The organism is Rhodoplanes sp. (assembly GCF_013377085.1).
Classification (GTDB): domain Bacteria; phylum Pseudomonadota; class Alphaproteobacteria; order Rhizobiales; family Xanthobacteraceae; genus Rhodoplanes.
The window spans coordinates 173,638-197,880 of the sequence record NZ_JACAAX010000005.1 but is presented as its reverse complement, the minus strand read 5'-3'; the positions used below and the strand labels follow the sequence as shown (position 1 = coordinate 197,880).

Sequence of the window (24,243 nt, the reverse complement as noted above, 5' to 3'; positions counted from 1 at the left end):
GCCGGCGACTCCGCTGGCGACGCCAAGCCCGCCAAGGCGAAGGCCGGCCCCAAGGCGAAGGCCAAAGCCGCGCCGAAAAAGGCAGCCGCCAAATCGGCAGGGGCCGCCAAGGCGAAGGCCAAGAAGACCCCGGAGCCCGCCGAGAGCGAGTGAGTTCCGGTTCGGCGGTTTCGGTGAGGACTTGGCATTGGCCCGCCGTCTGCCGCAGCCTGCTCTCTCCCCCCTTGAGGGGGAGAGGTGGAGAGGGGGGTAGGCCCCGAGCACGACGCTGGCGCTGTCCCCCCTCCCTGTCCCTCCCCCACAAGTGGGGAGGGAACGCAGGAGCCGCCACACCCGACCCACCGTCTTCAAATGGCCCGCTGGCGGAATCCCCTGCCGCCGCTTACCTTGGGGCGATGAGAAAAACCCCCGGCATGCGGACCTCGTGGTGACCTCGAAAAAACCCGGTCCGGTCCTTCCCACCAAGGACGAGCTTCTCGCCTTCATCGCGGCCCATGGCGGCAAGGCCGGCACGCGCGAGATCGCGCGCGCCTGGGGCCTCAAGAACGCCGACCGCGCGATCCTCAAGAGCCTGCTGCGCGAGCTCGCCGACGCCGGCCAGATCGAGCGTCGCAAGAAGAAGCTGCATCACGCCGGCACGCTGCCGAACACCGTGCTGGCCGACGTCACGGGCCGCGACGCCGACGGCGAGCTGATCGCCGTGCCGACCGACTGGGACGAGGAGGAGAACGGGCCGCCCCCGAAAATCCGGCTGCACGTGCCGCGCCGCGCCAAGCCCGGCGAGATCCCGGGCGTCGGCGATCGAGCGCTCCTGCGCACCGAGGAGGTCGAGGAGGAAGACGGCATCCGGCATCGCGGGCGGGCCATCAAGGTGCTGGACCGCACCAAGCACCGCGCGCTGGGCGTGTTCCGCACCCTGCCGGACGGCGGCGGCCGGCTGGTGTCGGTCGACAAGAAGGGCCTCGGCCGCGAGCTGACCATCCGGCCCGGCGACACGCTGGACGCGGTCGAAGGCGATCTCGTCGCCGTCGACGTGCAGAAGCACGGCCGCTTCGGCACCACGGTCGCCAAGGTCAAGGAGCGGCTCGGCTCGCTTTCGAGCGAGCGCGCCGTCAGTCTCATCGCCATCCACGCCCACGGCATCCCGCACGTCTTCTCCAAGGACGTGCTGGCGGAGGCGGAGTCGGCGAAGCCCGCGACGCTCGATCACCGCGAGGACTGGCGCGAGGTGCCGTTCGTCACCATCGACCCGGCCGACGCCAAGGACCACGACGACGCTGTCTTCGCCCGTACCGACAGCGACCCGAAAAATCCGGGCGGCTTCGTCATCGACGTCGCCATCGCCGACGTCGCCGCCTATATCCGGCCCGGCACCGCGATGGACCGCGAGGCGCTGACCCGCGGGAACTCGGTCTATTTTCCCGACCGCGTCGTGCCGATGCTGCCCGAGCGCATCTCCAACGATCTGTGCTCGCTGCGCCCCGCCGAGGACCGCCCTGCCCTCGTCGCCCGCATGGTGATCGGCGCCGACGGCGTCAAGCGCAGCCACACGTTCCATCGCGTGCTGATGCGCTCGATCGCGCGGCTGCACTATGCCCAGGCCCAGGCGGCGGTCGACGGCCACCCCGACGAGACCACCGCGCCCCTGATGGCGCTGGTGCTGACCCCGCTCTACGACGCCTATGCGGCGCTCAAGAAAGCCCGCGACGAGCGCAGCCCGCTCGATCTCGAGTTGCCCGAGCGGAAGATTCTGCTCAAGCCCGACTTCACGGTCGACCGGGTGATCTCGCCGCAGCGGCTCGACGCGCACCGGCTGATCGAGGAGTTCATGATCCTGGCCAATGTCGCGGCCGCAGAAACCCTGGAACGCGCCAAGACGCCGCTGATCTACCGGGTGCACGACGAGCCGACCATCGACAAGCTCAGCGCGCTGCGCGAATTCCTCACCACCCTCGACATCTCGCTGCCGAAGGCAGGCGCATTGCGGCCGGCGCAGTTCAACACCATCCTGGCGCGCGTAAAAGGCCGCGACTCCGAGGCGCTGGTCAACGAGGTGGTGCTGCGCAGTCAGGCGCAGGCTGAATACGCCTCCGAGAACTACGGCCATTTCGGCCTCAACCTGCGCCGCTACGCGCACTTCACCTCGCCGATCCGCCGCTATGCCGACCTGATCGTGCACCGCGCGCTGGTCAGCGCCTGCAAGCTCGGCCGCGACGGCCTGCCCGACGGCGCCGACATCGTCTCGCTCGGCGAGATCGCGGCCCGCATCTCGGGGGCCGAGCGGCGCGCCATGGCGGCGGAACGGGAGACCGTCGACCGGCTCATCGCCCACCACCTCGCCGACCGCATCGGCGCAACCTTCCAGGGCCGCGTCGCCGGGGTGACGCGCTCCGGCCTGTTCGTGAAGCTCGACGACACCGGCGCCGACGGTTTCGTGCCGGCCGCGACGCTCGGGCGTGACTACTACCGCTACGAGGAGACGCATCACGCGATGGTCGGCGACGCCACCGGCGAGAGCTGGCGGCTCGGCGATCGTGTCACCGTGAAGCTGGTCGAGGCCGCCCCGGTCGCCGGCGCGCTGCGCTTCGAGATTCTGTCGGAAGGCCGTATCGAGACGCGGCGCGGAACGCGCGGCCGCGACAAGCCGCATCGATCCGCCGCTGCATCCAAACGGCATCCGGCCGCTCAGCGTACCAGCCGCACCAGCCGCAAGCGTTAGGGGCCGAATCCGAGAACCCTACTCGACGCTGACGCCGGCCTCGCGGATGACGTCGCCCCAGGTCTTGGCTTCCGAGCGAAGAAACTTGTCCATCCATTCGGGGCTCGTTTCGGCCGGCCCGGGGACGATGGCTCCGATGTCCTCGATCCGCTTGCGCATGGTCGGATCATCGAGGGCGGCCCTCAGAGCGGCGTTGAGCTTGTCGATGACGGGCTTCGGCGTCTTGGCCGGCGCCACGATGGCGTTCCAGCCGACGACGACGAATTTCGGCAATCCGGCCTCGGTGGAGCTCGGCACCTCCGGCACGGCCGAGAGCCGCGTCACCTGGGCGACGACCAGCGCCTTGACGGTTCCGGCCTGCACCTGCGGCACGACGTTCGGCGTCGAGTCGCACATCCCGTCGAGCTGTCCGCCGAGCAGATCCGTCATCGCCGGGCCGGTGCCGCGATACGGCACATGCCTCAGCTTGATGCCGGCCAGATTCTCGAGAAACAGGCAGACCAGATGGGCATTCGACCCGAAGCCCGCGTTGCCGACCGTGACGGTCTCGGGATGGGCCTTGGCGTAGGCGATGAACTCGGCGAGCGTCGAGGCCGGGAAGTCCTTGCGGACGATCACCAGGTTCGGCGTGCCCGCGAGCATGCCGACCGCCCTGACATCGTCGACGTCGTACTGGATTTTCTTGTAGAGCGCGAAGGCGGCGCCGAGGCTGCCGAGATTGCCGGACAGCAGCGTGTGTCCGTCCGGCTCCGCCCTGACGGCACGCGCCGAGCCCGTCGTACCGCCCGCCCCGGGCGCGTTCTCGATGATGATGGACTGGCCCAGGTCGCGTGCCATCTGGTCAGACACCAGCCGGGCCAGCACGTCGTTGGGGCCGCCGACGGCGAACGGCACGATGAACGTGATCGGCTTGACCGGGTAGCTCTGGGCGAGCGCCGGCGAGACGGCGGCCAGAGCGGCGACACAGACGCCCGCAATCAGCTTCAACATGGTTGCTCCTCGAGAGAAGGCGAGCCGGTCACGCCTTCCGGTCGTTTTCGCGCGTCGCCGTCCCGGCCCGGACCGCGGTCAGCAACCGCTCGACATTGCCGACGTGGTCGTGAAGCTGCGATGCGGCGTCCTCGGTGCGGCCTGCCGCCCACAAGTCGACGATGATGCGGTGCTGGGCGATGGCGCGCGCCATCCGCTCCGGCTCGCGCGGCATCCGTTGTCGCAGCGCCCGAAGCTGGTCGGCGATGCCGCCATAGGCCTTGATCAGGTAGGAGTTGGCGCTGGTCGCGACGATCGCCTCGTGGAACTCGCAGTCCAGCTCGTCGCACTGTGCCAGATCGCCGTCGCGCAAAGAAATGGCCGCACGGCCGACCAGAAACCCGAGTTGCGCCAGCGACTCCCGGGCCATGCGCTCGCCGCCGAACCGAAGCGCCCCGACCTCGATGATGCCGCGCATGGCGCAAAGCTGGCGGATGTCGTCCGCCTGCAGGTCGATGACGAACGTGCCGCTTTGTGGACGCATCACCACCAGGCCCTCGCTCTGCAACTGGACCAACGCCTCGCGCACCGGCGTGCGGCTGATCCCGAGATCGGCGGCGAGCTGCTTGTCGGAGATCCTGGCGCCGAGCGGCAGGCGGCCGGAGCGGATGAGCGCCCGCAGACCGCCGGCGATCTCCGACTTCAAAGGCGTTGCGCCCGCTGTGCGCGGCTGGAGGCGGACGATATCGGCCGACATCGAAAGGACCCTTGCAGATGGGCGTTGCCAATCTGGTATATCAATATACGAGTTCGATTTCCTCGCAAGGAGAGCTCGTGCGCAAGCACTGCACAATTCACAGGCATTCTGTGAGTTTGATCGAGATATCCTCGACAGCCGTAAATGTGGTCTAGTATATCAATTCTGCGTTTCAGGAGGTGAGACATGCCCCATCGCTTGCCGGAGAACGGCCTTGTCGTCTTCGCCAAGCGGGCCTGCGAGACCTGCGCCATGGTCGAGCCGGTGCTCGGCGAGCTGGCCCGCTCGGGGCAGGCGCTGACGGTCTTCACCCAGGACGACCCGGGCTTTCCGGCGATCCTGCGTCCCGTCGACGACACCGCGCTCGAGAACTCGTTCCGCTTCGACGTCGAGGCGGTGCCGACCGTCATCCGCTTGGACGGCGGCAGGGAGACCGCCCGGACCTTCGGCTGGAACCGCTCCGAATGGGAGCGCGTCACCGGCATCGCCGGCCTCGGCCAGGGCCTGCCGGCGATGCGGCCGGGATGCGGCTCGAAAAGCCGCGAGCCCGGCGTCCACGAGCAGCTCTTCGCGCGTTACGGCGACACCGGCCTGACGTCGCGACGCATCACGCTCGACGCCTGGGACGACGAGGCGGAAGCCTGCTTCGAGCGCGGCTGGAGCGACGGCCTTCCGGTGGTGCCGCCGACCCCCACCCGTATCCTCCGCATGCTGGAGGGAACGCGGCGCAGGCCCGACGAGATCATCGGCGAGGTGCCGCCCAACCTGTCGCCCATCACGGTCGAGAAGGTCGCCATCAACGCCGTCATGGCGGGGTGCAGGCCGGACTACATGCCGGTCGTCATCGCCGCGCTGGAGGCGGCGCTGCAGCCCGAGTTCACCCTGCACGGCCTGCTCTGCACCACCTGCTTCTCCGGCCCGATCATCGTCGTCAACGGCCCGATCGCTCGCCAGATCGGCATGAATTCGGGCATCAACTGCCTGGGCCAGGGCAACCGCGCCAACGCGACGATCGGGCGGGCGCTCCAGCTCATCGTCCGCAATGTCGGCGGCGGCCGGCCGGGCGAGCTCGACCGCGCCGTGCTCGGCGGCCCCGGCAAGTACACGTTCTGCTTCGCCGAGGACGAGAGCGACCCGACCTGGCAGCCGCTCGCGGTGGCGCGCGGCGTGGCACCCGGCCGCAATGCCGTGACCCTGTTCCAGGGCGACGGCATCCAGGGGTTTGTCGATCAGCGCTCGCGCACGCCGCAGGAGCTGACGCGGTCGCTGGCGATGTCGCTGCTGGCGGTCGCCCATCCGAAGCTGTGCGAGTTCACCAACGCCATGCTGGTGCTGGTGCCGGAGCATTATGCGATTTTCCGCGACGCCGGATGGGACCGCGCGCGCATCACGCGCGAGCTGCATGCCGCAATGGTGCGGCCCGGCAAGGACGTGATCCAGGGCGCGCACGGGGTCGGCGAAGGCGTCGCGGCGAGCCGCCGCGACGAGATGGTCGCCAAGTTCTGGCCGGAGGGGTTGCTGATCGTGCACGCAGGGGGTCAGGCCGGGCTGTTCTCGGCCATCTGCGCGGGCTGGACCGGCGGGCGCTTCCGCCACGAATCGAAGCCCGTCACCAGGGAGATCGTGACATGACGCCGGGACTGGAGCTGTGCGATCCGACTGCGGAGACGGCCTCGGCCCTCCGCCCGCGCACCGCGCCGCTGACCACTTTGGCCGGCAGCACCGTGGCGTTGATGGACATCGGCAAAATGCGCGGCGACGAGTTCATCGATCGCCTCGAGCAGTTGTGTCGGGAGCGCGGCGTCGCCACGCGGCGCTACAAAAAGCCGACCAACACCCGCGTCGCCCCGCGCGAAATGATCGCCGACATCGCGGCGAGCTGCCAGGCCGTGATCATCGCGCTGTCGGACTGCGGCTCCTGCACGTCGTGCTCGACGCACGATCTCAACGATCTCGACAAGCGCGGATTGGCCGGCGTCAGCGTACTGACGGAGGAGTTCCGTCACGCCTTCGACCAGCAGAAGGCGGCGATCGGTTTCGACGCGGCGGCGATCTACGTGCCGCATCCCATGCAGAACAAGACGACCGCCGAGCTGCACGCCTTCGCCGAAGAGTCCATCGATCGCATCCTGGCGGCGATCTGCGCCGCAAGCGAACCGACCCCGCTGGAGCACGCCGCCTGACGGACGGCGCGGGCGCCTCTGCCCTGCGTGCGGCACAGGAGCGCCACCTCCGGACGCAGCCTCGACGGTTCCAAAACCGACCCGCTCTCCGCTAGACTACGCCGGCATCGGAAGGCTTCCGCCGTCGGCCTGGGTCGCGCTCGTGAAGACCGCCCGCCGATCGGAGTGACGATGCATCTGTTCCCGTGAGAGATCCGGGCCCAGCGAACCACGGACGACGGGACATGGCCGAGAACGACGAGAACGGGTCGAACCCCACGAGCGCGATGCCTCCCGAGGACGCGCCGGACTACGGCATGGCGACGGCTGCCCCCGCGACAATCGCGAGCCGGCTGACCGACTGGCTCAACCGGACCGAGCGGGACATGTCGTTCCGCAACGTCCGCCCCCGGGACGCCGCGACCCTGATCCTGATCGACCGCTCCGAGGGAACGCCGAAGGTGCTGCTCGGTCGACGCCACGCCGGCCACAAGTTCATGCCCGACAAGTTCGTGTTTCCGGGCGGGCGGGTCGAGCCGGCCGACCGCGGTGTGCCGGCCGCAGGCGAGCTCGATCCGCGCGTGGCGGCACGGCTGATGGCCGAGACGCAACGCCCCAGCCTCGTCAAGGCGCGCGCCTTCGCCATCGCGGCCGTGCGCGAGACCTTCGAGGAGACCGGCCTGCTGCTCGGCCGCGCCGACGCGGGCTGGCCGGAGGGATTTGCCGGCGACGATCCGCTGTGGGGTCCGTTCGCACAGGCGCGCGTGCTGCCCGACCTCTCGACCCTGCAGTTCATCGCCCGCGCCATCACGCCGCCGCGCCGGCCGCGCCGCTTCGACGCGCGATTCTTCGCCGTCGACGCGCAGGCGATCGCGGCCCGGGTCGACGATGTGGTCAGCGCGGACTCCGAACTGGTCGAACTGGTCTGGATGCCGCTCGACGATGCCGAAAGGCTCGACATTTCGCCGATCACCAAGGCGGTGTTGGCCGAACTCGACCACCGCATCGCCGGCGGTTTCAAGCCAGACCTGCCAGTGCCGTTCTATCGCTGGCTGCGCGGAAGATTCGTCCGCACCGAACTGTAGGGCGGCCGGCCGCCCTACCCCTTCACCGCACCGGATCCATCACGCGAAAATCGACCGGATGCGGGAGCGTTCCGACGTCGACGATCTCGGGCTTCGACACGTCGACCGGCCCGGACCAGCCGCCGCCCAGCGCCTTGGCGAGCGCGACATAGTCGGTCGCGATGGCGACGCGGCTCTGCAGCAGCGAGTCTTCCGCCGAATAGGCCGAGCGCTCTGCGTCGAGCACGTCGAGGAAGCTCGACGAGCCGGTCTGGTAGAGGGCGCGCGACAACCGCGTCGCCTCGCCGTAGTTGCGCGCCGATTCGCCGAGCTTGGCGGCCCGCTTGCGTTCTTCGGAAAGCGCGACCAGGGCGTTCTCGACGTCCTCCAGCGCGGTCAGCACGGTCGAGCGGAAGCTGAGATAATACTCGTCGCGCTGCGCCTCGGCGACCTCGACGGCGGCCAGCAGATTGCCGGCGTTGAAGATCGGCACCGTCACGGACGGGCCGTAGGACCAGCCGATGGTCGAGCTCTTGCCGAGATCGCCGGCCTTCTGGGCCGAGGTCGAGATGTTGCCGGTGAGCGACACGTCCGGATAGAGGGCGGCCGTGGCGACGCCGATCTTGGCCGTGAATTGCGCAAGCTGGCGCTCGGCCTTGCGCACGTCGGGGCGGCGCGACAGGACGTCGGCCGGAATGCCGGCCCTGAGCGGCAGCCGCGGCGTCGGGATCGGCACCTCGCGCTTGAGCCGCGCGTCGAGCGCGGTCGGGTCGCGTCCGAGCAGGAGGGCGAGCCGGTGCACCGCCTCGACATAAGCGGTGGTGAGCGAGGGAATGTTGGCTTCGGTCGAGGCCGCCTGGGCCGTCGCCTTTGCGACGTCGACGGCCGAGGCCGAGCCGGCGTCGAACTTGCTCTGCGTCAGCGCCGCGGTCGAGCGCATGGACGCGGCGGTGCGCTTCGCCAGCGCGATGCGGGCCTGATAGCCGCGCGCCTCGGCGTAATAGGTCGCGACGTCGCCGACCAGCGTCAGCAGCGTCGAGTCGAGATCGTCGAAGGAGGCCTCCAGGCCGCGGGTCGACGCCTCCAGGCTGCGCTTGTTGCCGCCGAACAGGTCGAGCTCGAAGCTCGCGTCGAAGCCCGCCTGATAGAGCGTGTAGGGCGAGTAGCGCACCGGCAGCGTCTCGGAGGGGGCCGAGTTGGCGGTCTTGTTGCGGGTCAGCGAGTCGGTGCTCTCGGCGGTCGGAAACAGTGCCGCGATCGCCTGCTTGCGGGCAGCGCGCGCCTCGCGGATGCGCGCCTTGGCGGCGGCGACGTCGAGATTGCCGGCGACCGCCTCCTCGATCAGCGCATCGAGCGTGCGGTCGCGCAGGCCAGCCCACCAGCGCGTCAGGTCGTGCGGCGCGGCGGGAGACTGCTTGGGCGCATTCATCCACTGCGTCGGCAGCCCGAGCGTCGGGGCCTGATAGTCCGGGCCGACAACGGCGCAGCCGGCGAGCGACAAAGCGAGCAGCGCACAGGAGAGAGCAGGCACGGCCGGGCGGGCGTGCCGTCGCGACAGTCTGGGGGTCATCGTCGGATCAGTCCCGTGAACGCTGGGGCACGACGCCGTGCAGAAAAATCGAGATGGCGCGGGCGAGATGCGCCTTGCGCTCGCCATGCGCCGGAAAGCGGGGCCCGTCGTCGTCGAAGCCGGTCGGCGCGAACGCCATGTGCATCAGGAGGTCGGCCGCGCAGGCCGGATCGTCCACGGCGATGCGGCCACGGGCGACCTGGCGTGCGAGCCAGCCGGCGAGGATCTTTCGCGATTCCTCCGGCCCGTGGCGGAACACGACGCGGGCGAGCTCCGGCCGCTGCCGCATCTCCATCATCATCAGCCGCAGCATCGCGGTACGGTCGCGCTCCGCCTCGATCGGCAGGTCGGCCCTGAAAATCGCCAGCAGCGTCTCGTCGAGCGGTCGGTCGTCGTCGTCCGCGGGCACGTCCAGCATCAGGTCGCGATGCGCCTCGACGATGCCGGCGAACACCGCGTCCTTGCTCTCGAAGAGCTGGTACACGGTCTTTTTCGACACGCCGGCCCGCTGGGCGACGGCATCCATGGTGGTCGCGTCGTAGCCCGCCTGCAGAAAGACGTCGCGCGCCGCCGCGACGATGCGGGCGCGCTGCGTCGTGTCGTCGACTCGCTTGGGGCGGCCACGCCCCCGCGCCGGGGGCCGCGCCAGAACATCGTTCATCATCAAGGTCTCGTTCACGTTCTTTCGGTCGAAGCCATCCCGGAAACAACCCGGCGTTCCGGCAATGGTTGACCTCGGCCGCTTCGCGAATATATAAACTCGATAGTTTCCTAAATCAAGCCGCCGGGACCCCCGGTCCACCAGGCGGCCAGAGACTGGTGTCGGATGTTGCCCATGACCCCCGTTCTACGCAGCGTTTCCCCGTCCCGGGCGCTCGCCGCCCCCCTGCTCGCCGCCTCCCTCCTCGCCGCCTCCCTGCTGCTCGCCGGCTGCGGCGCCGAGAGCGCCAAGGGACCGCCCCAGATGCCGGCCCCGGAGGTCGGCGTGGTCGTACTGCATCCGCAGGCCGTGACCATTACGGCGGAGCTGCCGGGGCGCACGACGGCGTTCCTGACCGCCGAGGTGCGCCCGCAGGTGAACGGCATCGTCAAGCAGCGGCTGTTCACCGAGGGCGGCGAGATGCAGGCCGGCGCACTCCTCTATCAGATCGATCCGGCGAGCTACCAGGCGACCTACGACAATGCCGCAGCGACACTGCAGAAGGCCGAGGCGGCGGTGCCGAGCGCCCAGGCCAAGGTCGATCGCTACCGCGGCCTGAGCAAGGAGCGGGCGGTCAGCCAGCAGGACCTCGACGACGCCGTCGCGACGCTGGCCCAGGCGAAGGCGACCGTCGCCTCGTCCAAGGCCGACCTGGAGACGGCCCGCATCAATCTCGCCTACACGGAGATCAAGGCGCCGATCGCCGGCCGCATCGGCAAATCGTCGATCACGGTCGGGGCTCTGGTGACGGCCAACCAGACCGACATGCTCGCCACCATCCGGCAGATCGACCCGATCTATGTCGACGTCACCCAGTCGAGCCTCAATTTCCTGAAGTTCCGCCGCGCGCTTTCCGAAGGGCGGCTCGCCAATCGCGGCGACTCGGTGCCGGTGCGGCTGATCCTGGAGGATGGGCGGCCCTATCCGCTGCCCGGCAAGCTCGGCTTCGCCGAGATCAAGGTCGACGAGAGCACCGGCACGTTCACGCTGCGGGCCGAGTTCCCCAATCCCGACCGGCTGCTGCTGCCCGGCATGTACGTCCGCGCCGTGCTGGAGGAAGGCATCGCCTCGGGTTCGTTCCTGGTGCCGCAGCGCGCGGTGAGCCGCAACACCAAGGGCGAGGCCACCGCGCTGTTCGTCGGCAAGGACGACAAGATCGAGCAGCGGGTGCTGACCGTCCGGCGCAGCATCGGCGTGAACTGGCTGGTGGACGCGGGCGTCGCCGACGGCGACCGGCTGGTCGTCGAGGGCTCGCAGAAGGCGCGGGCCGGCCAGCCGGTCAAGCCCGTCGTCGTGGTGCTCGACGAGTCGACCGGCGAGGTCAAGCGCGCCGACGCCGCGGCAGGCACGCAACTCGCCGGCAATGGCACGACGGCGCCGCGCCCCGGGGTGGAGTGAAAGCGATGCCGCAGTTCTTCATCGATCGGCCGATCTTCGCCTGGGTGATCGCCATCGGCATCATGCTGGGCGGCCTGCTCGCCGTGAGCACGCTGCCGATCGCGCAGTATCCCCAGATCGCCCCGACCTCGGTGCGCATCACCGCCACCTATTCCGGCGCCGACGCCCAGACGGTCGAAAACTCGGTCACCAAGGTGATCGAGCAGGGCATGACCGGCATCGACCACCTCGACTACATGACCTCGACGTCGAGCTCGTCGGGCAGCGTCTCGATCTCGCTGACCTTCACCAACGCCGCCGATCCCGACATCGCCCAGATGCAGGTGCAGAACAAGCTGCAGCTCGTCACGGCCCAGCTCCCGTCGGTGGTGCAGAGCACCGGCATCACGGTGGCGAAGGCGTCGGACAGCTTCTTCATGGTGATCGCCTTCGTGTCGCGCGACGGCAAGCTGAGCGACGTCGACATCGCCGACTACGTCAACAGCACGCTCAACGACACCATCAAGCGCATGGAAGGTGTCGGATCGAGCCAGCTCTTCGGCTCCGGCTACGCCATGCGGGTCTGGCTCGATCCCGACAAGCTGGCCCAGTTCTCGCTGATGCCGAGAGACGTGACCAATGCGATCGAGGCGCAGAACGTCCAGATCGCGGCCGGCCAGCTCGGTGGGAGGCCCGCCGTCAAAGGCCAGCAGATCAACGCCGCCATCACGGCACGCTCGCGGATGCAGACGCCGGAGCAGTTCCGCGACATCATCCTGAAGAGCGCCGGCGACGGCTCGATCGTGCGCATCGGCGACGTCGCGACCGTCGAGCTCGGCGCCCAGACCTACACGTCGTCGAGCCGCTACAACGGCATGCCGGCGGCGGGCCTCGCCATCATGCTGGCCAACGGCGCCAATGCGATCGGCACGGCCGGACGGGTGAAAAGCGCGATCGACGGCATGAAGGCGGGCATGCCGGACGGGATCGAGGTCCATTACCCCTACGAGACCACGCCCTTCGTCCGGCTCTCCATCGAGGAGGTCGTCAAGACGCTCGCCGAGGCGATCGTGCTGGTCTTCCTGGTGATGCTGGTCTTCCTGCAGAACCTTCGCGCGACCCTGATTCCGACCCTGGCCGTGCCGGTGGTGCTGCTCGGCACCTTCGGCGTGCTGTCGATCGCCGGCTACTCGATCAACATGCTGACCATGTTCGCCATGGTGCTGGCGATCGGCCTTTTGGTCGACGACGCCATCGTGGTGGTCGAGAACGTCGAGCGGGTGATGCAGGAAGAAGGCCTGTCGCCCAAGCAGGCGACCGAGAAGTCGATGCGCGAGATCACGGGCGCGCTGATCGGCATCGCCACGGTGCTGTCGGCCGTGTTCGTGCCGATGGCCTTTTTCGGCGGCTCGGTGGGCGTCATCTACCGGCAGTTCTCGGTGACGATCGTGTCGGCCATGATCCTCTCGGTGATCGTCGCCATGGTGCTGACGCCGGCGCTGTGCGCCACCATCCTGAAGCCCTCGACGGCGCACGGCACGGCGCACGGGCTCGCCGGCTGGTTCAACCGCAATTTCGACCGGGCGACCGCCGGCTATCGCAGCGCCACCGCCGGCGTCGTCGCGCGTCCGCTGCGTTTCCTTGCCCTCTTCGTCGCCATGGCGGTGGCGATGGGCGTGCTGTTCGTGCGCCTGCCGAGCTCGTTCCTGCCCGAGGAGGACCAGGGCATTTTGCTCACCATGGCGCAGTTGCCGGTCGGCGCCACGCAGGATCGCACAGACCGCGTCTTGGCGCAGGTGACGCGCCACTATCTCGACACCGAGAAGGACGCGGTCGAGGGCGTCATGACGGTCAGCGGCTTCAGCTTCGCGGGCGAAGGCCAGAACGTCGGCATGGCCTTCGTCAAGCTGAAGCCGTTCGACGAGCGCAAGTCGCCGGCCCTGAAGGCGCAGGCCGTCGCCGGCCGCGCCATGCAGGCGTTCGGCCGCATCCCCGACGCCCTGGTGTTCGCGCTCGCCCCGCCGACCGTGCCGGGCCTCGGCAACTCGACGGGCTTCGACGTCTACCTGCAGGACACCGGCGGCGCCGGCCACGAGACCTTGATGGAGATGCGCAACCGCGTGCTCGGCGCCGCGGCGCAGAGCCGCAAGCTCGTCGCCACGCGACCGAACGGGCAGGACGACACGCCGCAATTCGCCATCGACGTCGACCGGGAGAAGGCGAGCGCCTTCAGCCTGTCGCTGTCCGATGTCGACACCACCCTCGCGACCGCGTGGGGCGGCACCTATGTCAACGACTTCATCCATCGCGGCCGAGTGAAATACGTCTATGTCCAGTCCGACGCGGCGCACCGGATGACGCCCGAGAACCTCGAGTCCTGGTACGTCCGCAACTCGAGCAAATCGATGGTGCCGTTCTCGGCCTTCGCCTCGACCCGATGGACCTTCGGGTCGCCGAAGCTCGAGCGCTTCAACGGGGCCTCCGCGGTCGAGATCGTCGGCCAGGGCGCACCGGGCGTGAGCTCGGGCGACGCCATGGCCGAGATCGCCGGCATCATCGATTCGCTGCCCACCGGCTTCCGCCACGAATGGGCCGGGTTGTCCAAGCAAGAGCAACTCGCCGGCAGCCAGGCCGTGGCGCTCTACGGCGTCTCGCTGCTGGTCGTGTTCCTGGCGCTGGCGGCGCTCTACGAGAGCTGGTCGACGCCGCTCGGCGTGCTGCTGTCGGTGCCGATCGGCGTGCTCGGCGCGGTCGTCGCCGCGACGCTGACCGGACAGACCAACGACGTGTATTTCAAGGTCGGCTTGCTCACCACGGTCGGCCTGTCGGCCAAGAACGCGATCCTGATCGTCGAGTTCGCGCTGGACCGGCTGAAGTCCGGCCAGGATCTCGTCTCGGCGGCCCTCGACGCCGCGCGCCAGCGGCTGCGGCCGATCCTGATGACGTCGCTCGCCTTCATCCTCGGCGTGGTGCCGCTGGCGACGGCGAGCGGGGCCGGCTCGGGCAGCCAGAACGCCATCGGCATCGGCGTGCTGGGCGGCATGACGGCGGCGACCGTGCTGGGGGTGTTCTTCATTCCGCTGCTGTTCGTCACGGTGCGCCGGATCGCCGGGTGGCGCGCGCGACGCATCGCGGAGGTGACGACACCGGCCACGTGATCGTCTAAAGATCGAGTCGATGGAGTGACCTGGGCCACCAACTTGCAGATCAGCGACGACGACCTTCTCCGGCGCATCGCGGCAAACGACGAAGCCGCGTTCCGGATTCTGGTCAGCCGTCACGTCGACCAGGCTTTTGGGCTGGCGCTGCGCATCCTTCGCAACCGGCACGATGCGGAGGATGCGGTGCAGGATTCGCTCCTGAACGTGTGGACGCATCGCCACCGCTGGGAGTTCGGACGGGCGAAGTTCTCGACCTTCCTGTGCCGCGTGGTCATCAACCGCTGCATCGATCAGCGTCGCCGGCGGCGCCCCGAGATCATCGACGAAATCGCAGAAGTGCCTGATAGACGGGCGGATCCGGCCGCCGCACTGGACCGCAGCGAGACCAGCCACCTGCTCGATTCGGCCGTCAGCCAGCTTCCCGAGCGGCAGCGCCTCGCGGTGCTGCTCTCCTATCACGAGGGTCTCGGCAACGACGAGATCGCCGACGTGATGGAGACGACCGTCTTCGCGATCGAATCGCTGCTGAAGCGCGCCCGAGTCCAGTTGCGCGAGGTGCTGCGCGGACACGAGCACGACATCCGCGTCTCGCTGGCGGCCGAGTGATCAGATCGCGCCGAACGGCAACGCTTCGGAAACATGCAGCAACACTGCGGCCCTGCTCCCGCCCTGCCTCACTGTCACTGTCTGGTCGGGACGAGAGCCGGGGGAGCGCGTGACAGAGTTTGGTGGAGAACCGCGCCGCTTGCGCGCCGGTACGGTCGGCGCGATGGCCGTGCGCATCGCCACGCTCGGGATCACGCTCGCCGCCGCGTGCCTCGGCGCCGCGTGCTCCACCGTCCGCCAGCCCTACACGCAGGCGGACCATTTCGAGGCCCGCATCGCCGGCATGCCGCATGTGCGCTCATGGGCAGACGACCCGCAGCAGCCGATGCTGCGGCCGAGCGCGACGGCACCACTGACGATCCTGACCCTGTCGGGTGGCGGTGCCGAAGGCGCCTACGGCGCCGGATTCCTCAACGGCTGGTCGGAGAGCGGCACGAGGCCGCGCTTCAGCGTCGTCACCGGCACCAGCGTCGGCGCCCTGATGGCGCCGTTCGCGTTCCTGGGTCCCGAATACGACGCCGTGCTCAAGCAGATCTATGTCGACGGCGGCATGAGCACGCTGCTCAGCGTCGACGGCCTCAACGGTCTAATCGGATCGAGCGTGTTCAAGGCCGACCCGCTGAAGCACCTGATCGAGCACTATGCCGACGTCGCGCTGATCGACGCCGTCGCGGCGGAAAGCCGCAAGGGCCGCCTCCTATACGTCGTCACCACCAATGCGGACGCTCAGCGGGCCGTGGTGTGGGACCTGACCGCGATCGCGGCCAGCAGCAGCGAGGGGCGATACGATCTGTTCCGCCGGGTGCTGATGGCCTCGTGCGCGCTGCCCGGCATCTTTCCGCCGACCTTCATCGACGTCGAAACCGACGGCAAACGCTTCGCCGAGATGCATGTCGACGGCAGCGTCACCTCCAACGTGCTCGCCGTGCCGGAGGCGCTGCTGCTCGCCAAGCTGCCGAAGGCGGGCAGCATGCCGCCGAAACTCTACGTGGTGGTCAACGGCAAGCTCGAGCCGGACTTCGACGTCGTCGCCGACCACACGCTGTCGATCGTGGCAAGGTCGTTCTGGACGACCGTCAAGGCCAACACCCGCAACACCCTGATCGCCACCTGGGAGTTCACCCGGCGCAACGGCTGGGACTTCCGCGCCACCGCGATCGAGCGGGACCACCCGATCGCCACGGCCAGCTTCAACTTCGACCCGGCCTATCTGCGCGGCCTGTTCGACTACGGTTTTGCACGCGGCCGGTCCGGACAGGGCTGGCAGGCCGGCCTGCCCCGACCGACCGCCGCGGTCCGCAATTGAGGGCCACTCGAATCGACGTGCCCCGACGTCGATGCCCCGCCCGGCTTTCCTCCGCTCGGCAACGCCCGTCGCCGACCGGATGCCTGCCGGGCGGGGTGCTTCCTTGACTTTTCGGGTCTTCCCACTAGGTTGCCCGCAACTCACCGTACCGATTTCACGATCCCGAAGGACGCCCCTATGGCGAAGGCCGCAAGCATCAAGATCAAGCTCTTGTCGAGCGCCGACACCGGCTATTTCTACGTGGCCAAGAAGAACTCGCGCACCCAGACCGACAAGCTCGTCAAGAAGAAGTACGATCCGGTCGCCAAGAAGCACGTCGAGTTCCGCGAGACCAAGATCAAGTAGTCGACCAGCGTCGACGACCGTCCGCAGGTCCAAGGGCCTGGCTTCGTCCTGGCCTTCGGTGTTTTGGCGGCTGCCCGGCGGGCCTGCACGGGGACGTCCTGGCGCCAGCCAGGGCTCGGCTGGCCCCCCGGCCCCTCCCCCAGCCCCCACCGATACGAAGACGCCCGGCTCTCGCGAGCCGGGCGGCCACAGGGGTGCGCTGACAGTCACTTGACAGGCCCCGCCCGACCCACGGCCGGACGTGACGGATAAAAGTGGCCGGCCGGGAGCGGTGTTTTGAGGAGGCCACTCTCACCGCTCACCGGCCGGCCGAACCCCACGGACCCAGGAGATGCGGCGGACCTGAGCACTCCGTAGGGTTAGTCGTCGCCCGCCTGGAAGAGGCCGCTCTCGCGTGCCTTTTTGCTCCCCTGCGAGCAATTTCACTTAAAATCTAGCGCATATGCGTAGGAAATCAACCACCGTCCGGTATCCCGGACCGGCCTCGACCGTTCAGCCTAAACAATTAAGGTTGACAAATCAGTGACATGCAACGCGGAAACGGGGCGGCGTCAGGCCGCAGCCGCGACCACCCGGTTACGGCCGTCCCGTTTAGCCCGGTAGAGCGCCTCGTCGGCCCGCTTGAGCACCTTGGCCGGCGTGTCATCCGTTCCGGCTAGCCCCGCTAATCCGATCGAAATAGTAACTTCGACGGTCCGCCCGGTCGCATGGATCAGGAACGGCTCGGAGGCGATGCGCCGGCGCAGACGCTCGGCAACCTTGGCAGCGATGCCGAGATCGGTGTCCGGCATCACCACCACGAACTCCTCGCCGCCATACCGGCACGCGAGATCGATGCCGCGGATCGACTTGCGCAGCCGCGTGGCGAACTCGCGCAGCACGTCGTCGCCACCGTCGTGGCCGTGGGTGTCGTTGATGGCCTTGAAGAAGTCGATGTCCAGCACCAGGACGGCGAGCGGCTTGCCGCGGGCGATCGCCTGCTCGACCAGGGTCGCCACATGGGTCTCCATGTAGCGCCGATTGTGCAGGCCCGTCAGGGCGTCCGTGATGGCCATCTCGATCGAGAGCTGGACATTGTCGCGCAGCCGCTCGGTGAAGCGTTTCTTGCGCACCTGGGTGCGGGCCCGGGCGAGCAGCTCGTTGCGGTCGATCGGACGGAACACGTAGTCGTTGACGCCGATCTCGAGCCCACGATTGAGCCGGCTGGCCTCCTCCTCGGCGTCGGCAACCGCGACGATGGGCACGTTGCGGGTGCGGTCGAGCGAGCGGAGCTGGCTGCACAGCCGCAAGCCGTCGAAGCTGGTGAGCGCGAGCGAGACGACGATCAGGTCGTAGCCTCCGTCGGCGGCGCGGAACAGCGCCTCGGCGGCGTCGCTCTCGACGTCGACGGTGTGCTCGGTGGACAGCATCCCGGCGATCCGGTCCCAGGACGACTGGCGGTCGTCGATCAGCAGCACGTGGCCGCTGCGCCCGGTGTCGGCGATCGCCTCGATCACGGGATTCTCGATGCCGATCTCGCGCGACGTGTGCGCCCGCATGCGCAGCTCGTCGGTCATCAGCTTGAGGCGGACCAGCGAGCGCACCCGCGCCACCAGCGCGATGTCGGACACCGGCTTGGTGAGGAAATCGTCGGCCCCGGCCTCGAGGCCGCGGACGCGATCGGCCGCCTGGTCGAGCGCCGTCACCATGACGACCGGGATATGGTGAGTCTTGGGATTGACCTTGAGGCGCCGGCACACCTCGAACCCGTCCATGTCGGGCATCATCACGTCGAGCAGCACGATGTCACACTGCGCGCGCTCGCAGATCGCCAGCGCTTCGGTGCCGGACAGCGCCGTGATGACGTCGAAATACTCGGCCGACAGCCGCGCCTCGAGCAGCTTCACGTTCGCAAGCACGTCGTCGACAACCAGGATTCGTGCGGTCATCGGGGAGTCACCTCACGGCTGGCCGAGGAAATGGCGGACGGTCTCGATGAACTTGCCAACCGAGATCGGCTTGGACAGATACGCCTCGCAGCCGCCCTCGCGGATGCGTTCCTCGTCGCCCTTCATGGCGAAGGCCGTGACGGCCACCACCGGGATGGCCTTGAGCTCGGGGTCGTCCTTGAGCCATCGGGTCACTTCCAGGCCGGAGACCTCCGGCAACTGGATGTCCATCAGAATCAGGTCCGGACGGTGCCGCCGCGCCAGCTCGAGCGCCTCGACGCCGTTACGCGTACCGACCGTATGATAGCCGTGCGCCTCCAACAGATCGTGGAAGAGCTTCATGTTGAGCTCGTTGTCTTCCACGATCAGGACGGTCTTCGCCATCCCATCCCCCTGCGGTCCGCGACCGCTCCGGCCGAGCCGGCGGTTCACCGCCCGCACATGACATGCTTCGATCTAATTCAGCCTACACGCTAATCCTTTCCCAATCGCAAACGAATGCGATCGATAAAGGAGTTGTTAAGTATAGTGAATCTGGAACCCGCGGGAAACCCTGGATGAGGCGGCCGCCGCAGCGCAGCGATACGCTCGACTGCCGCCGGCGCGCTTGATCGACTCGCCGCCAGGTCCGAGGATCGCCCGCATGACCCGACGAGGCCGGCCCCGATGGTAGGATTCTGCCGCGATTGCCTGGCCGAGGCGTCCGAGACGACCGCGCGCTGCCGGCGCTGCGGCTCGCCGCGACTCGTCCGCCATCCCGGGCTCGACAGCTTCCACATCGCCCATGTGGACTGCGACGCCTTCTACGCCGCGGTCGAGAAGCGCGACCGGCCGGAGCTGCGCGACGTCCCGGTGATCATCGGCGGCGGCCGGCGCGGCGTCGTCGCCACCGCCTGCTACATCGCCCGCACCTTCGGGGTGCGCTCGGCCATGCCGATGTTCGAGGCACGGCGCCTGTGCCCGGACGCCGTGGTGATCCCGCCCGAGATGGCGAAATACGCCAAGGCCGGCCGCACCGTGCGGGCCATGATGCTGGAGCTGACCCCGCTGGTCGAGCCGCTGTCGATCGACGAAGCATTCCTCGATCTGACCGGCACCGAGCGGCTGCACGGCGCCTCGCCGGCCGTGACGCTCGCCCGCTTCGCCGCGCGGGTCGAGCGCGAGCTCGGCATCACGGTCTCGGTCGGCCTGTCCGACAACAAGTTCCTGGCAAAGCTCGCCTCGGACCTGGAGAAGCCGCGCGGCTTCTCGGTGCTGGCCCAGGCCGACGCGACGCGGTTTCTCGCGGAAAAGCCCGTCACGGCGATTTTCGGGGTCGGCAAGGCGACGGCGGCGACGCTGGCGAAGGCCGGCTACCGAATCGTCGCCGACCTGCAGCGGGCCGACGAGACCGCGCTGATGCGGACCTTCGGAATGGAGGGCCTACGGCTGTCGCGGTTGTCCCGCGGCATCGACATGCGCGCCGTCACGCCCGACCGGCCGGCCAAGAGCATCTCGGCCGAGACGACGCTGGACGCCGACATCGCCGACGCCCGCGCACTGGAGAAGATTCTCTGGGCGCTGTGCGAAAAAGTGTCGGCGCGGCTGAAGACCCAAAACCTCGCCGGCCGCACCGTCACGCTCAAGCTCAAGCGCTCGGACTTCAAGCTGCGCACCCGCTCGCATGGCCTGCCCGACCCGACCGAGCTCGCCGGCACCATCTTCGCGGTGGCGCGCGAGATGCTCGCCCACGAGACCGACGGCACCCGGTTCCGGCTGATCGGCGTCGGGGTCGGAACGCTCGCTGACGGCCAGGAAGCCGATCCGCCCGACCTGCTCGACCCCGGCGCCGGCCGCAAGGCGGCGGCCGAGCATGCGGTCGACCGCATCCGCGAGAAATTCGGCAAGGCCGCCGTGGTGCGCGGCCTGACGCTGGACGACGAGGGCAGGAAGGCCGGCCCGCATCCTGCCGGTCCGCTCAAGGGCAGGCGCGATCGGGCTTGATGTCGAGCTGCGACATCTCGCCGGAGACGACGAAGTCGCCGTAGTCGAGCCGGAGCGCACGCGAAACGCCGTTCTCGTAGAGCTGGAAGCCGATCGAATAGACCGGCGTCTGCTCGCCCTGCGGCGCGGCGCGGTCGAAATAGCTGATGGTGACGGGCCAGCGCCGGAGGCCTTCGAGCGCCGCCTGCCCGGCCGTTGCATCGCCCTCGGTGCGGTTCTCCGGGCCGATCGGCTGGCCGATCACGGTCAGCGTGTTGTAGGCCTTCTGGCCGTTTTCGGAACCGTCGTAGACGGGCAGCTCCAGCAGCGTCTTGCCCTCGATGGCGGCGTCGAGAACGCGGCGCATGTGCTCGGTCGGGAACACCATGCCGGCCTGAAGATCGAACGCGGTTTCCTTCGGCTTCGTCAACGACACCGCGACCTTGTCGTCGCGCCGCTCGGCCTTGCCGTCGACCATGTCGCCGGGGCGGTCGTTGATATAGTTCTGCGAGTTGAAGCGGAAGGTCTTCGCCGCCCCCTCCTCCCAGGTCGACGAGCGCAAATCGCTGACCGCGACCTTGCCCTCGCCGTTGTCGAGCTCGGAGACCTGGCGGAACTGCAGCACGAAGCCGTCGCAGGTGTTGCCGGAGAAATCGTACAGGATGCGGCCGCGCACCGATTGCAGCGAGCGCTTGCCCTGCGAGCGGACCAGCTTGAGATCGTAGACGGCGCGATGCGAGGCGAGCCCCGGCGCGGCGGCGGCCGGCGAGGCCGGCAGAGTGACCAGGCTCGCCGTGACCAGCGCCGCCGCGACCGCGAGTGGCGCCCGCCGATGTCCCAGAGTGCTGACGTCCATCGCTTCGGTGATCTCCTGTCGGTCCGGAAAATCCGGCGCGCGTCGGCCGAACATAGGGGCCACCCCCCGGGCCCGCAACCACGGGACCCCCGCCCCCGGCGGATCCCACAACCGCAGGCGGTGGACGGCCCGCATGGCGGAGCCATGCCGCCGCCCCATTGCGCAGCGATATGCGATCGGGGAAAAGGGACCCGTTCCAAATGGGCCAGGGGAGGCTGAAATGACTGGTAGCGTCGAACAGAAGCTCGCGGAGCTCGGTATCGCCTTGCCGACGCCGGCGGCGCCGATCGCCAACTATGTCGGCTTCGTCCGCTCGGGCCGGCTGCTGTTCGTCTCGGGGCAGCTCTGCCTGGTCGACGGCAAGGCGGTCGCGGTCGGCAAGCTCGGCGCCGAGGTGACGATCGAGGCCGGCCGCGACGCGGCGCGCGTCTGCGCCATCAATCTGCTGGCGCAGGTGAAGGCGGCGCTGGGCGATCTCGACAAGGTGATCCGCGTGGTGCGGCTCGGCGGCTTCGTCGCCTCGGCGCCGAGCTTCCTCGACGGGCCCAAGGTGCTCAACGGCGCCTCCGACCTGATGGTCGAGGCATTCGGCGAGAAGGGCCGCCACGCCCGCACCACCATCGGCGTGACGGTGCTGCCCGGCGACGCGGCCGTCGAGGTCGAAGGCACGTTCGAGGTCGCCTGACATGGTCGACGCGTCATGAGCCCCCTCGCCTGGCTCACCGCGCATCCGATCGCGCACCGGGGCCTCCACGATGCTGCACAGGGCATCGTGGAGAACACGCCTGCCGCCGTCGCGGCCGCCGTGGCGGCCGGCTATGGCGTCGAGGTGGACCTGCAGCCGAGCGCCGACGGCGAGGCAATGGTCCATCACGACCATGTGCTCGGCCGGCTGGTCGAAGGCCGGGAAGCGCTCCGCGACCTCACGGCCGCGGAGCTGAAGGCCCGCCGGTTCCATCACACCGCCGACCGAATGTTGACGCTCGGCGAGCTGCTCGACCTCGTCGGCGGCCGGGTGCCGCTGCTGCTCGAGCTCAAGAGCCGCTTCGACGACAACACGATCGTCGCGCAACGCGCCGCCGCGGTGCTGGCCGGCAGCACGGCGCCGGTCGCCGTGATGTCGTTCGATCCGGCCCTGATCATCTCCCTGCGGCAGGCGGCGCCGACGATCGTCTGCGGCCTGGTGGGCGAGCGCCGGTTCACCAGAATCAGGCCGGTGGGGCGCCGTGCCACCATGCTGCTGGATGCGCTGCGGGCGAATCCGCAGTTCCTGGCCTGGCGCTTGCAAGATCTCGCAACGCCGCTGCCGCGCCTCGCCCGGGCGATCGGCTATCCGCTGCTGACCTGGACGGTGCGGTCGCCGGCCGAGCGCGCCGTCGCAATGTCCCTGGCCGACCAGGTGATCTTCGAGGGGTTTCGCGCGTAGACTTGAAGCAAGCTCGACCGATGGAGATCAACCCCTGAGCTCCACCCCCGACCGAACCGCGGCCCCGGCGGACCTGCGCATCCGGGTCGTGCCGGCAATCGCCGACATCCCGTCGGCCGTCTGGGATTCCTGCGCCAACCCGTCCGTGCCGGCTGCGGAGGCTGGCCTCGCCGCAGCCTGTGGCGACGCCTCCGCACTCGCCCATAACCCCTTCGTCTCGCACACCTTTCTGTCGGCCTTGGAGGCCTCCCGGTCGGCCGGCCGACGGACCGGCTGGCAGCCGCGCCACCTGATCCTGGAGGACGCCTGCGGCGCCGCGCTGGGCGTGGTGCCGTGCTACCTGAAGTCCCATTCGCGCGGCGAGTACGTGTTCGACCATGGCTGGGCCGACGCCTATGAGCGGGCCGGCGGTCAGTACTATCCGAAGCTCCAGGTCTCGGTGCCGTTCACGCCGGCGACCGGTCGCCGTTTCCTGGTGGTGCCGGGCCCGCAGGCGGAGCTGGCCCAGGCCGCCCTCATGGACGGCCTCAAGACGCTGTGCGAGCGCGACGGCGCCTCGTCGGCCCACGTCACCTTCATGACCGAGGCCGAGTGGCGGCTCGCCGCCGAGCACGGCTACCTGCAGCGCACCGACCAGCAGTTCCACTGGGACAATTCCGGCTACGCGAGCTTCGACGACTTCCTCGGTGCGCTGGCCGCCCGCAAGCGCAAGGCGATCAAGCGCGAGCGCCGCGAGGCGACCGAGACCGGCATCGAGATCGTCCGCCTCACCGGATCCGACATCGACGAAGCGGCCTGGGACGCCTTCTTCGCGTTCTACATGGACACCGGCTCGCGCAAATGGGGCCGGCCCTATCTCACCCGGGCGTTCTTCTCGCTGGTCGGCGAGACCATGGCCGACCGGATCCTGCTGGTGATGGCGAAACGTGCGGGTCGCTACATCGCCGGCGCGCTCAACTTCATCGGCGGCGACACGCTGTTCGGTCGCCACTGGGGCGCCGCCGAGCACCACCCGTTCCTGCATTTCGAGCTGTGCTACTATCAGGCCATCGACTTCGCCATCGAGCGGCGGATCGCCCGCGTCGAGGCCGGCGCGCAGGGCGAGCACAAGCTTGCCCGCGGCTATCTTCCCAACGTCACCTGCTCGGCGCACTTCATCGCCGACCCGGGGCTGCGCCGCGCCATCGCCGACTATCTGGCCCGCGAGCGCGCCTATGTGGACGCAGCCGGGCGCGAGCTCGCCGCCGCGAGCCCGTTCCGCAAGGACGCCGGCTTCGACATCCGCGCCGTCACCGAAGCCGAGATGGAGACCGACTGAGTCCGCTCGACAAGACT

Annotated in this window: 20 protein-coding genes; 13 read left to right on the top strand and 7 right to left on the bottom strand. The window is 68.9% G+C overall.

Annotated features, from left to right (window positions below; translation table 11 throughout):
• Window positions 1-427: 427 nt before the first annotated feature.
• On the top strand, window positions 428-2,719 hold the full coding sequence (rnr, locus tag HXX10_RS06365) for a ribonuclease R (RefSeq protein WP_296520810.1): 2,292 nt from the start codon (window positions 428-430) through the stop codon (window positions 2,717-2,719).
• An 18-nt stretch (window positions 2,720-2,737) separates the two neighbouring features.
• Here rnr and HXX10_RS06360 read toward each other — a convergent pair whose 3' ends face one another.
• Together HXX10_RS06360 and HXX10_RS06355 are read right to left on the bottom strand one after the other, a co-directional pair.
• Window positions 2,738-3,709 carry a tripartite tricarboxylate transporter substrate binding protein gene (locus HXX10_RS06360; protein WP_296520808.1) on the bottom strand — a complete coding sequence of 324 codons (972 nt, stop codon included), beginning with the start codon at window positions 3,707-3,709 and terminating at the stop codon, window positions 2,738-2,740.
• 28 nt (window positions 3,710-3,737) lie between these two features.
• Window positions 3,738-4,445 (bottom strand): GntR family transcriptional regulator, encoded by a 708-nt coding sequence (locus HXX10_RS06355; protein ID WP_296520806.1) that lies wholly within the window; start codon window positions 4,443-4,445, stop codon window positions 3,738-3,740.
• A gap of 186 nt (window positions 4,446-4,631) precedes the next feature.
• Between HXX10_RS06355 and HXX10_RS06350 the strand changes: the two genes are divergently transcribed.
• From HXX10_RS06350 to HXX10_RS06340, 3 genes are all read left to right on the top strand, one after another.
• Window positions 4,632-6,077 (top strand): thioredoxin family protein, encoded by a 1,446-nt coding sequence (locus HXX10_RS06350; protein WP_296520804.1) that lies wholly within the window; start codon window positions 4,632-4,634, stop codon window positions 6,075-6,077.
• Window positions 6,074-6,628 (top strand): UGSC family (seleno)protein, encoded by a 555-nt coding sequence (locus HXX10_RS06345; protein ID WP_296520802.1) that lies wholly within the window; start codon window positions 6,074-6,076, stop codon window positions 6,626-6,628. Before HXX10_RS06350 ends, HXX10_RS06345 begins: the two co-directional genes overlap by 4 nt.
• A 224-nt stretch (window positions 6,629-6,852) precedes the next feature.
• Window positions 6,853-7,692 (top strand): NUDIX hydrolase, encoded by an 840-nt coding sequence (locus tag HXX10_RS06340; RefSeq protein WP_296520800.1) that lies wholly within the window; start codon window positions 6,853-6,855, stop codon window positions 7,690-7,692.
• Between the two features lie 22 nt (window positions 7,693-7,714).
• Here the strand turns inward: HXX10_RS06340 and HXX10_RS06335 are convergent, their stop codons facing one another.
• Window positions 7,715-9,241, bottom strand: coding sequence for an efflux transporter outer membrane subunit (locus HXX10_RS06335; RefSeq protein ID WP_296520798.1), 1,527 nt, complete (start codon window positions 9,239-9,241; stop codon window positions 7,715-7,717).
• 7 nt (window positions 9,242-9,248) lie between these two features.
• Entirely contained in the window at window positions 9,249-9,905 is a 657-nt protein-coding gene (locus HXX10_RS06330) for a TetR/AcrR family transcriptional regulator (protein ID WP_296520796.1), read from the bottom strand.
• Window positions 9,906-10,076: 171 nt separating this feature from the next.
• On the opposite strand from HXX10_RS06330, the gene HXX10_RS06325 reads away from it, so the two are divergent.
• From HXX10_RS06325 to rpmG, 5 genes are all read left to right on the top strand, one after another.
• Complete coding sequence (locus HXX10_RS06325) at window positions 10,077-11,339, top strand: efflux RND transporter periplasmic adaptor subunit (RefSeq protein WP_296520794.1); 1,263 nt, start codon at window positions 10,077-10,079, stop codon at window positions 11,337-11,339.
• A gap of 5 nt (window positions 11,340-11,344) precedes the next feature.
• Window positions 11,345-14,476, top strand: a complete 3,132-nt coding sequence (locus tag HXX10_RS06320) for an efflux RND transporter permease subunit (protein WP_296520792.1) — start codon at window positions 11,345-11,347, stop codon at window positions 14,474-14,476.
• Window positions 14,477-14,500: 24 nt separating this feature from the next.
• A complete protein-coding gene (locus tag HXX10_RS06315) occupies window positions 14,501-15,085 on the top strand; it encodes a sigma-70 family RNA polymerase sigma factor (protein ID WP_296520790.1) in 585 nt (194 codons plus the stop codon).
• Between the two features lie 163 nt (window positions 15,086-15,248).
• A complete protein-coding gene (locus HXX10_RS06310; protein ID WP_296520789.1) occupies window positions 15,249-16,391 on the top strand; it encodes a patatin-like phospholipase family protein in 1,143 nt (380 codons plus the stop codon).
• A gap of 177 nt (window positions 16,392-16,568) precedes the next feature.
• Window positions 16,569-16,736: a 50S ribosomal protein L33 gene (gene rpmG, locus HXX10_RS06305; protein WP_296520787.1), complete on the top strand. Its 168-nt coding sequence runs from the start codon at window positions 16,569-16,571 to the stop codon at window positions 16,734-16,736.
• Between the two features lie 551 nt (window positions 16,737-17,287).
• Here the strand turns inward: rpmG and HXX10_RS06300 are convergent.
• Together HXX10_RS06300 and HXX10_RS06295 are read right to left on the bottom strand one after the other, a co-directional pair.
• A complete protein-coding gene (locus HXX10_RS06300) occupies window positions 17,288-18,664 on the bottom strand; it encodes a PleD family two-component system response regulator (protein ID WP_296520785.1) in 1,377 nt (458 codons plus the stop codon).
• Between the two features lie 12 nt (window positions 18,665-18,676).
• Window positions 18,677-19,048 carry a response regulator gene (locus HXX10_RS06295; RefSeq protein WP_296520784.1) on the bottom strand — a complete coding sequence of 124 codons (372 nt, stop codon included), beginning with the start codon at window positions 19,046-19,048 and terminating at the stop codon, window positions 18,677-18,679.
• Between the two features lie 282 nt (window positions 19,049-19,330).
• Here HXX10_RS06295 and HXX10_RS06290 point away from each other — a divergent pair, with 282 nt between their 5' ends.
• Window positions 19,331-20,647 carry a DNA polymerase IV gene (locus HXX10_RS06290; RefSeq protein WP_296520782.1) on the top strand — a complete coding sequence of 439 codons (1,317 nt, stop codon included), beginning with the start codon at window positions 19,331-19,333 and terminating at the stop codon, window positions 20,645-20,647.
• Here HXX10_RS06290 and HXX10_RS06285 read toward each other — a convergent pair.
• On the bottom strand, window positions 20,622-21,482 hold the full coding sequence (locus HXX10_RS06285; RefSeq protein ID WP_296520781.1) for a cell envelope integrity EipB family protein: 861 nt from the start codon (window positions 21,480-21,482) through the stop codon (window positions 20,622-20,624). The two genes, HXX10_RS06290 and HXX10_RS06285, sit on opposite strands and share 26 nt — an antisense overlap.
• 220 nt (window positions 21,483-21,702) lie before the next feature.
• On the opposite strand from HXX10_RS06285, the gene HXX10_RS06280 reads away from it, so the two are divergent.
• From HXX10_RS06280 to HXX10_RS06270, 3 genes are all read left to right on the top strand, one after another.
• Window positions 21,703-22,167 carry a RidA family protein gene (locus HXX10_RS06280; RefSeq protein ID WP_296520779.1) on the top strand — a complete coding sequence of 155 codons (465 nt, stop codon included), beginning with the start codon at window positions 21,703-21,705 and terminating at the stop codon, window positions 22,165-22,167.
• A 15-nt stretch (window positions 22,168-22,182) separates the two neighbouring features.
• Entirely contained in the window at window positions 22,183-22,908 is a 726-nt protein-coding gene (locus tag HXX10_RS06275) for a glycerophosphodiester phosphodiesterase family protein (protein ID WP_296520778.1), read from the top strand.
• Between the two features lie 88 nt (window positions 22,909-22,996).
• Window positions 22,997-24,226 carry a GNAT family N-acetyltransferase gene (locus HXX10_RS06270; RefSeq protein WP_296520776.1) on the top strand — a complete coding sequence of 410 codons (1,230 nt, stop codon included), beginning with the start codon at window positions 22,997-22,999 and terminating at the stop codon, window positions 24,224-24,226.
• The last annotated feature ends 17 nt before the right edge of the window (window positions 24,227-24,243 follow it).

What these genes read in the sequence shown, in the direction of transcription:
- HXX10_RS06335 (WP_296520798.1), bottom strand. Translation starts at nt 9,241, where the DNA reads ATGACCCCCAGACTGTCGCGACGGCACGCCCGCCCGGCCGTGCCTGCT.
- HXX10_RS06345 (WP_296520802.1), top strand. Translation starts at nt 6,074, where the DNA reads ATGACGCCGGGACTGGAGCTGTGCGATCCGACTGCGGAGACGGCCTCG.
- HXX10_RS06340 (WP_296520800.1), top strand. Translation starts at nt 6,853, where the DNA reads ATGGCCGAGAACGACGAGAACGGGTCGAACCCCACGAGCGCGATGCCT.
- HXX10_RS06275 (WP_296520778.1), top strand. Translation starts at nt 22,183, where the DNA reads ATGAGCCCCCTCGCCTGGCTCACCGCGCATCCGATCGCGCACCGGGGC.
- HXX10_RS06290 (WP_296520782.1), top strand. Translation starts at nt 19,331, where the DNA reads ATGGTAGGATTCTGCCGCGATTGCCTGGCCGAGGCGTCCGAGACGACC.
- HXX10_RS06325 (WP_296520794.1), top strand. Translation starts at nt 10,077, where the DNA reads ATGACCCCCGTTCTACGCAGCGTTTCCCCGTCCCGGGCGCTCGCCGCC.
- HXX10_RS06350 (WP_296520804.1), top strand. Translation starts at nt 4,632, where the DNA reads ATGCCCCATCGCTTGCCGGAGAACGGCCTTGTCGTCTTCGCCAAGCGG.
- rpmG (WP_296520787.1), top strand. Translation starts at nt 16,569, where the DNA reads ATGGCGAAGGCCGCAAGCATCAAGATCAAGCTCTTGTCGAGCGCCGAC.
- HXX10_RS06320 (WP_296520792.1), top strand. Translation starts at nt 11,345, where the DNA reads ATGCCGCAGTTCTTCATCGATCGGCCGATCTTCGCCTGGGTGATCGCC.
- HXX10_RS06300 (WP_296520785.1), bottom strand. Translation starts at nt 18,664, where the DNA reads ATGACCGCACGAATCCTGGTTGTCGACGACGTGCTTGCGAACGTGAAG.
- HXX10_RS06310 (WP_296520789.1), top strand. Translation starts at nt 15,249, where the DNA reads ATGGCCGTGCGCATCGCCACGCTCGGGATCACGCTCGCCGCCGCGTGC.
- HXX10_RS06280 (WP_296520779.1), top strand. Translation starts at nt 21,703, where the DNA reads ATGACTGGTAGCGTCGAACAGAAGCTCGCGGAGCTCGGTATCGCCTTG.
- HXX10_RS06285 (WP_296520781.1), bottom strand. Translation starts at nt 21,482, where the DNA reads ATGGACGTCAGCACTCTGGGACATCGGCGGGCGCCACTCGCGGTCGCG.
- HXX10_RS06330 (WP_296520796.1), bottom strand. Translation starts at nt 9,905, where the DNA reads ATGATGAACGATGTTCTGGCGCGGCCCCCGGCGCGGGGGCGTGGCCGC.
- HXX10_RS06355 (WP_296520806.1), bottom strand. Translation starts at nt 4,445, where the DNA reads ATGTCGGCCGATATCGTCCGCCTCCAGCCGCGCACAGCGGGCGCAACG.
- HXX10_RS06360 (WP_296520808.1), bottom strand. Translation starts at nt 3,709, where the DNA reads ATGTTGAAGCTGATTGCGGGCGTCTGTGTCGCCGCTCTGGCCGCCGTC.
- HXX10_RS06295 (WP_296520784.1), bottom strand. Translation starts at nt 19,048, where the DNA reads ATGGCGAAGACCGTCCTGATCGTGGAAGACAACGAGCTCAACATGAAG.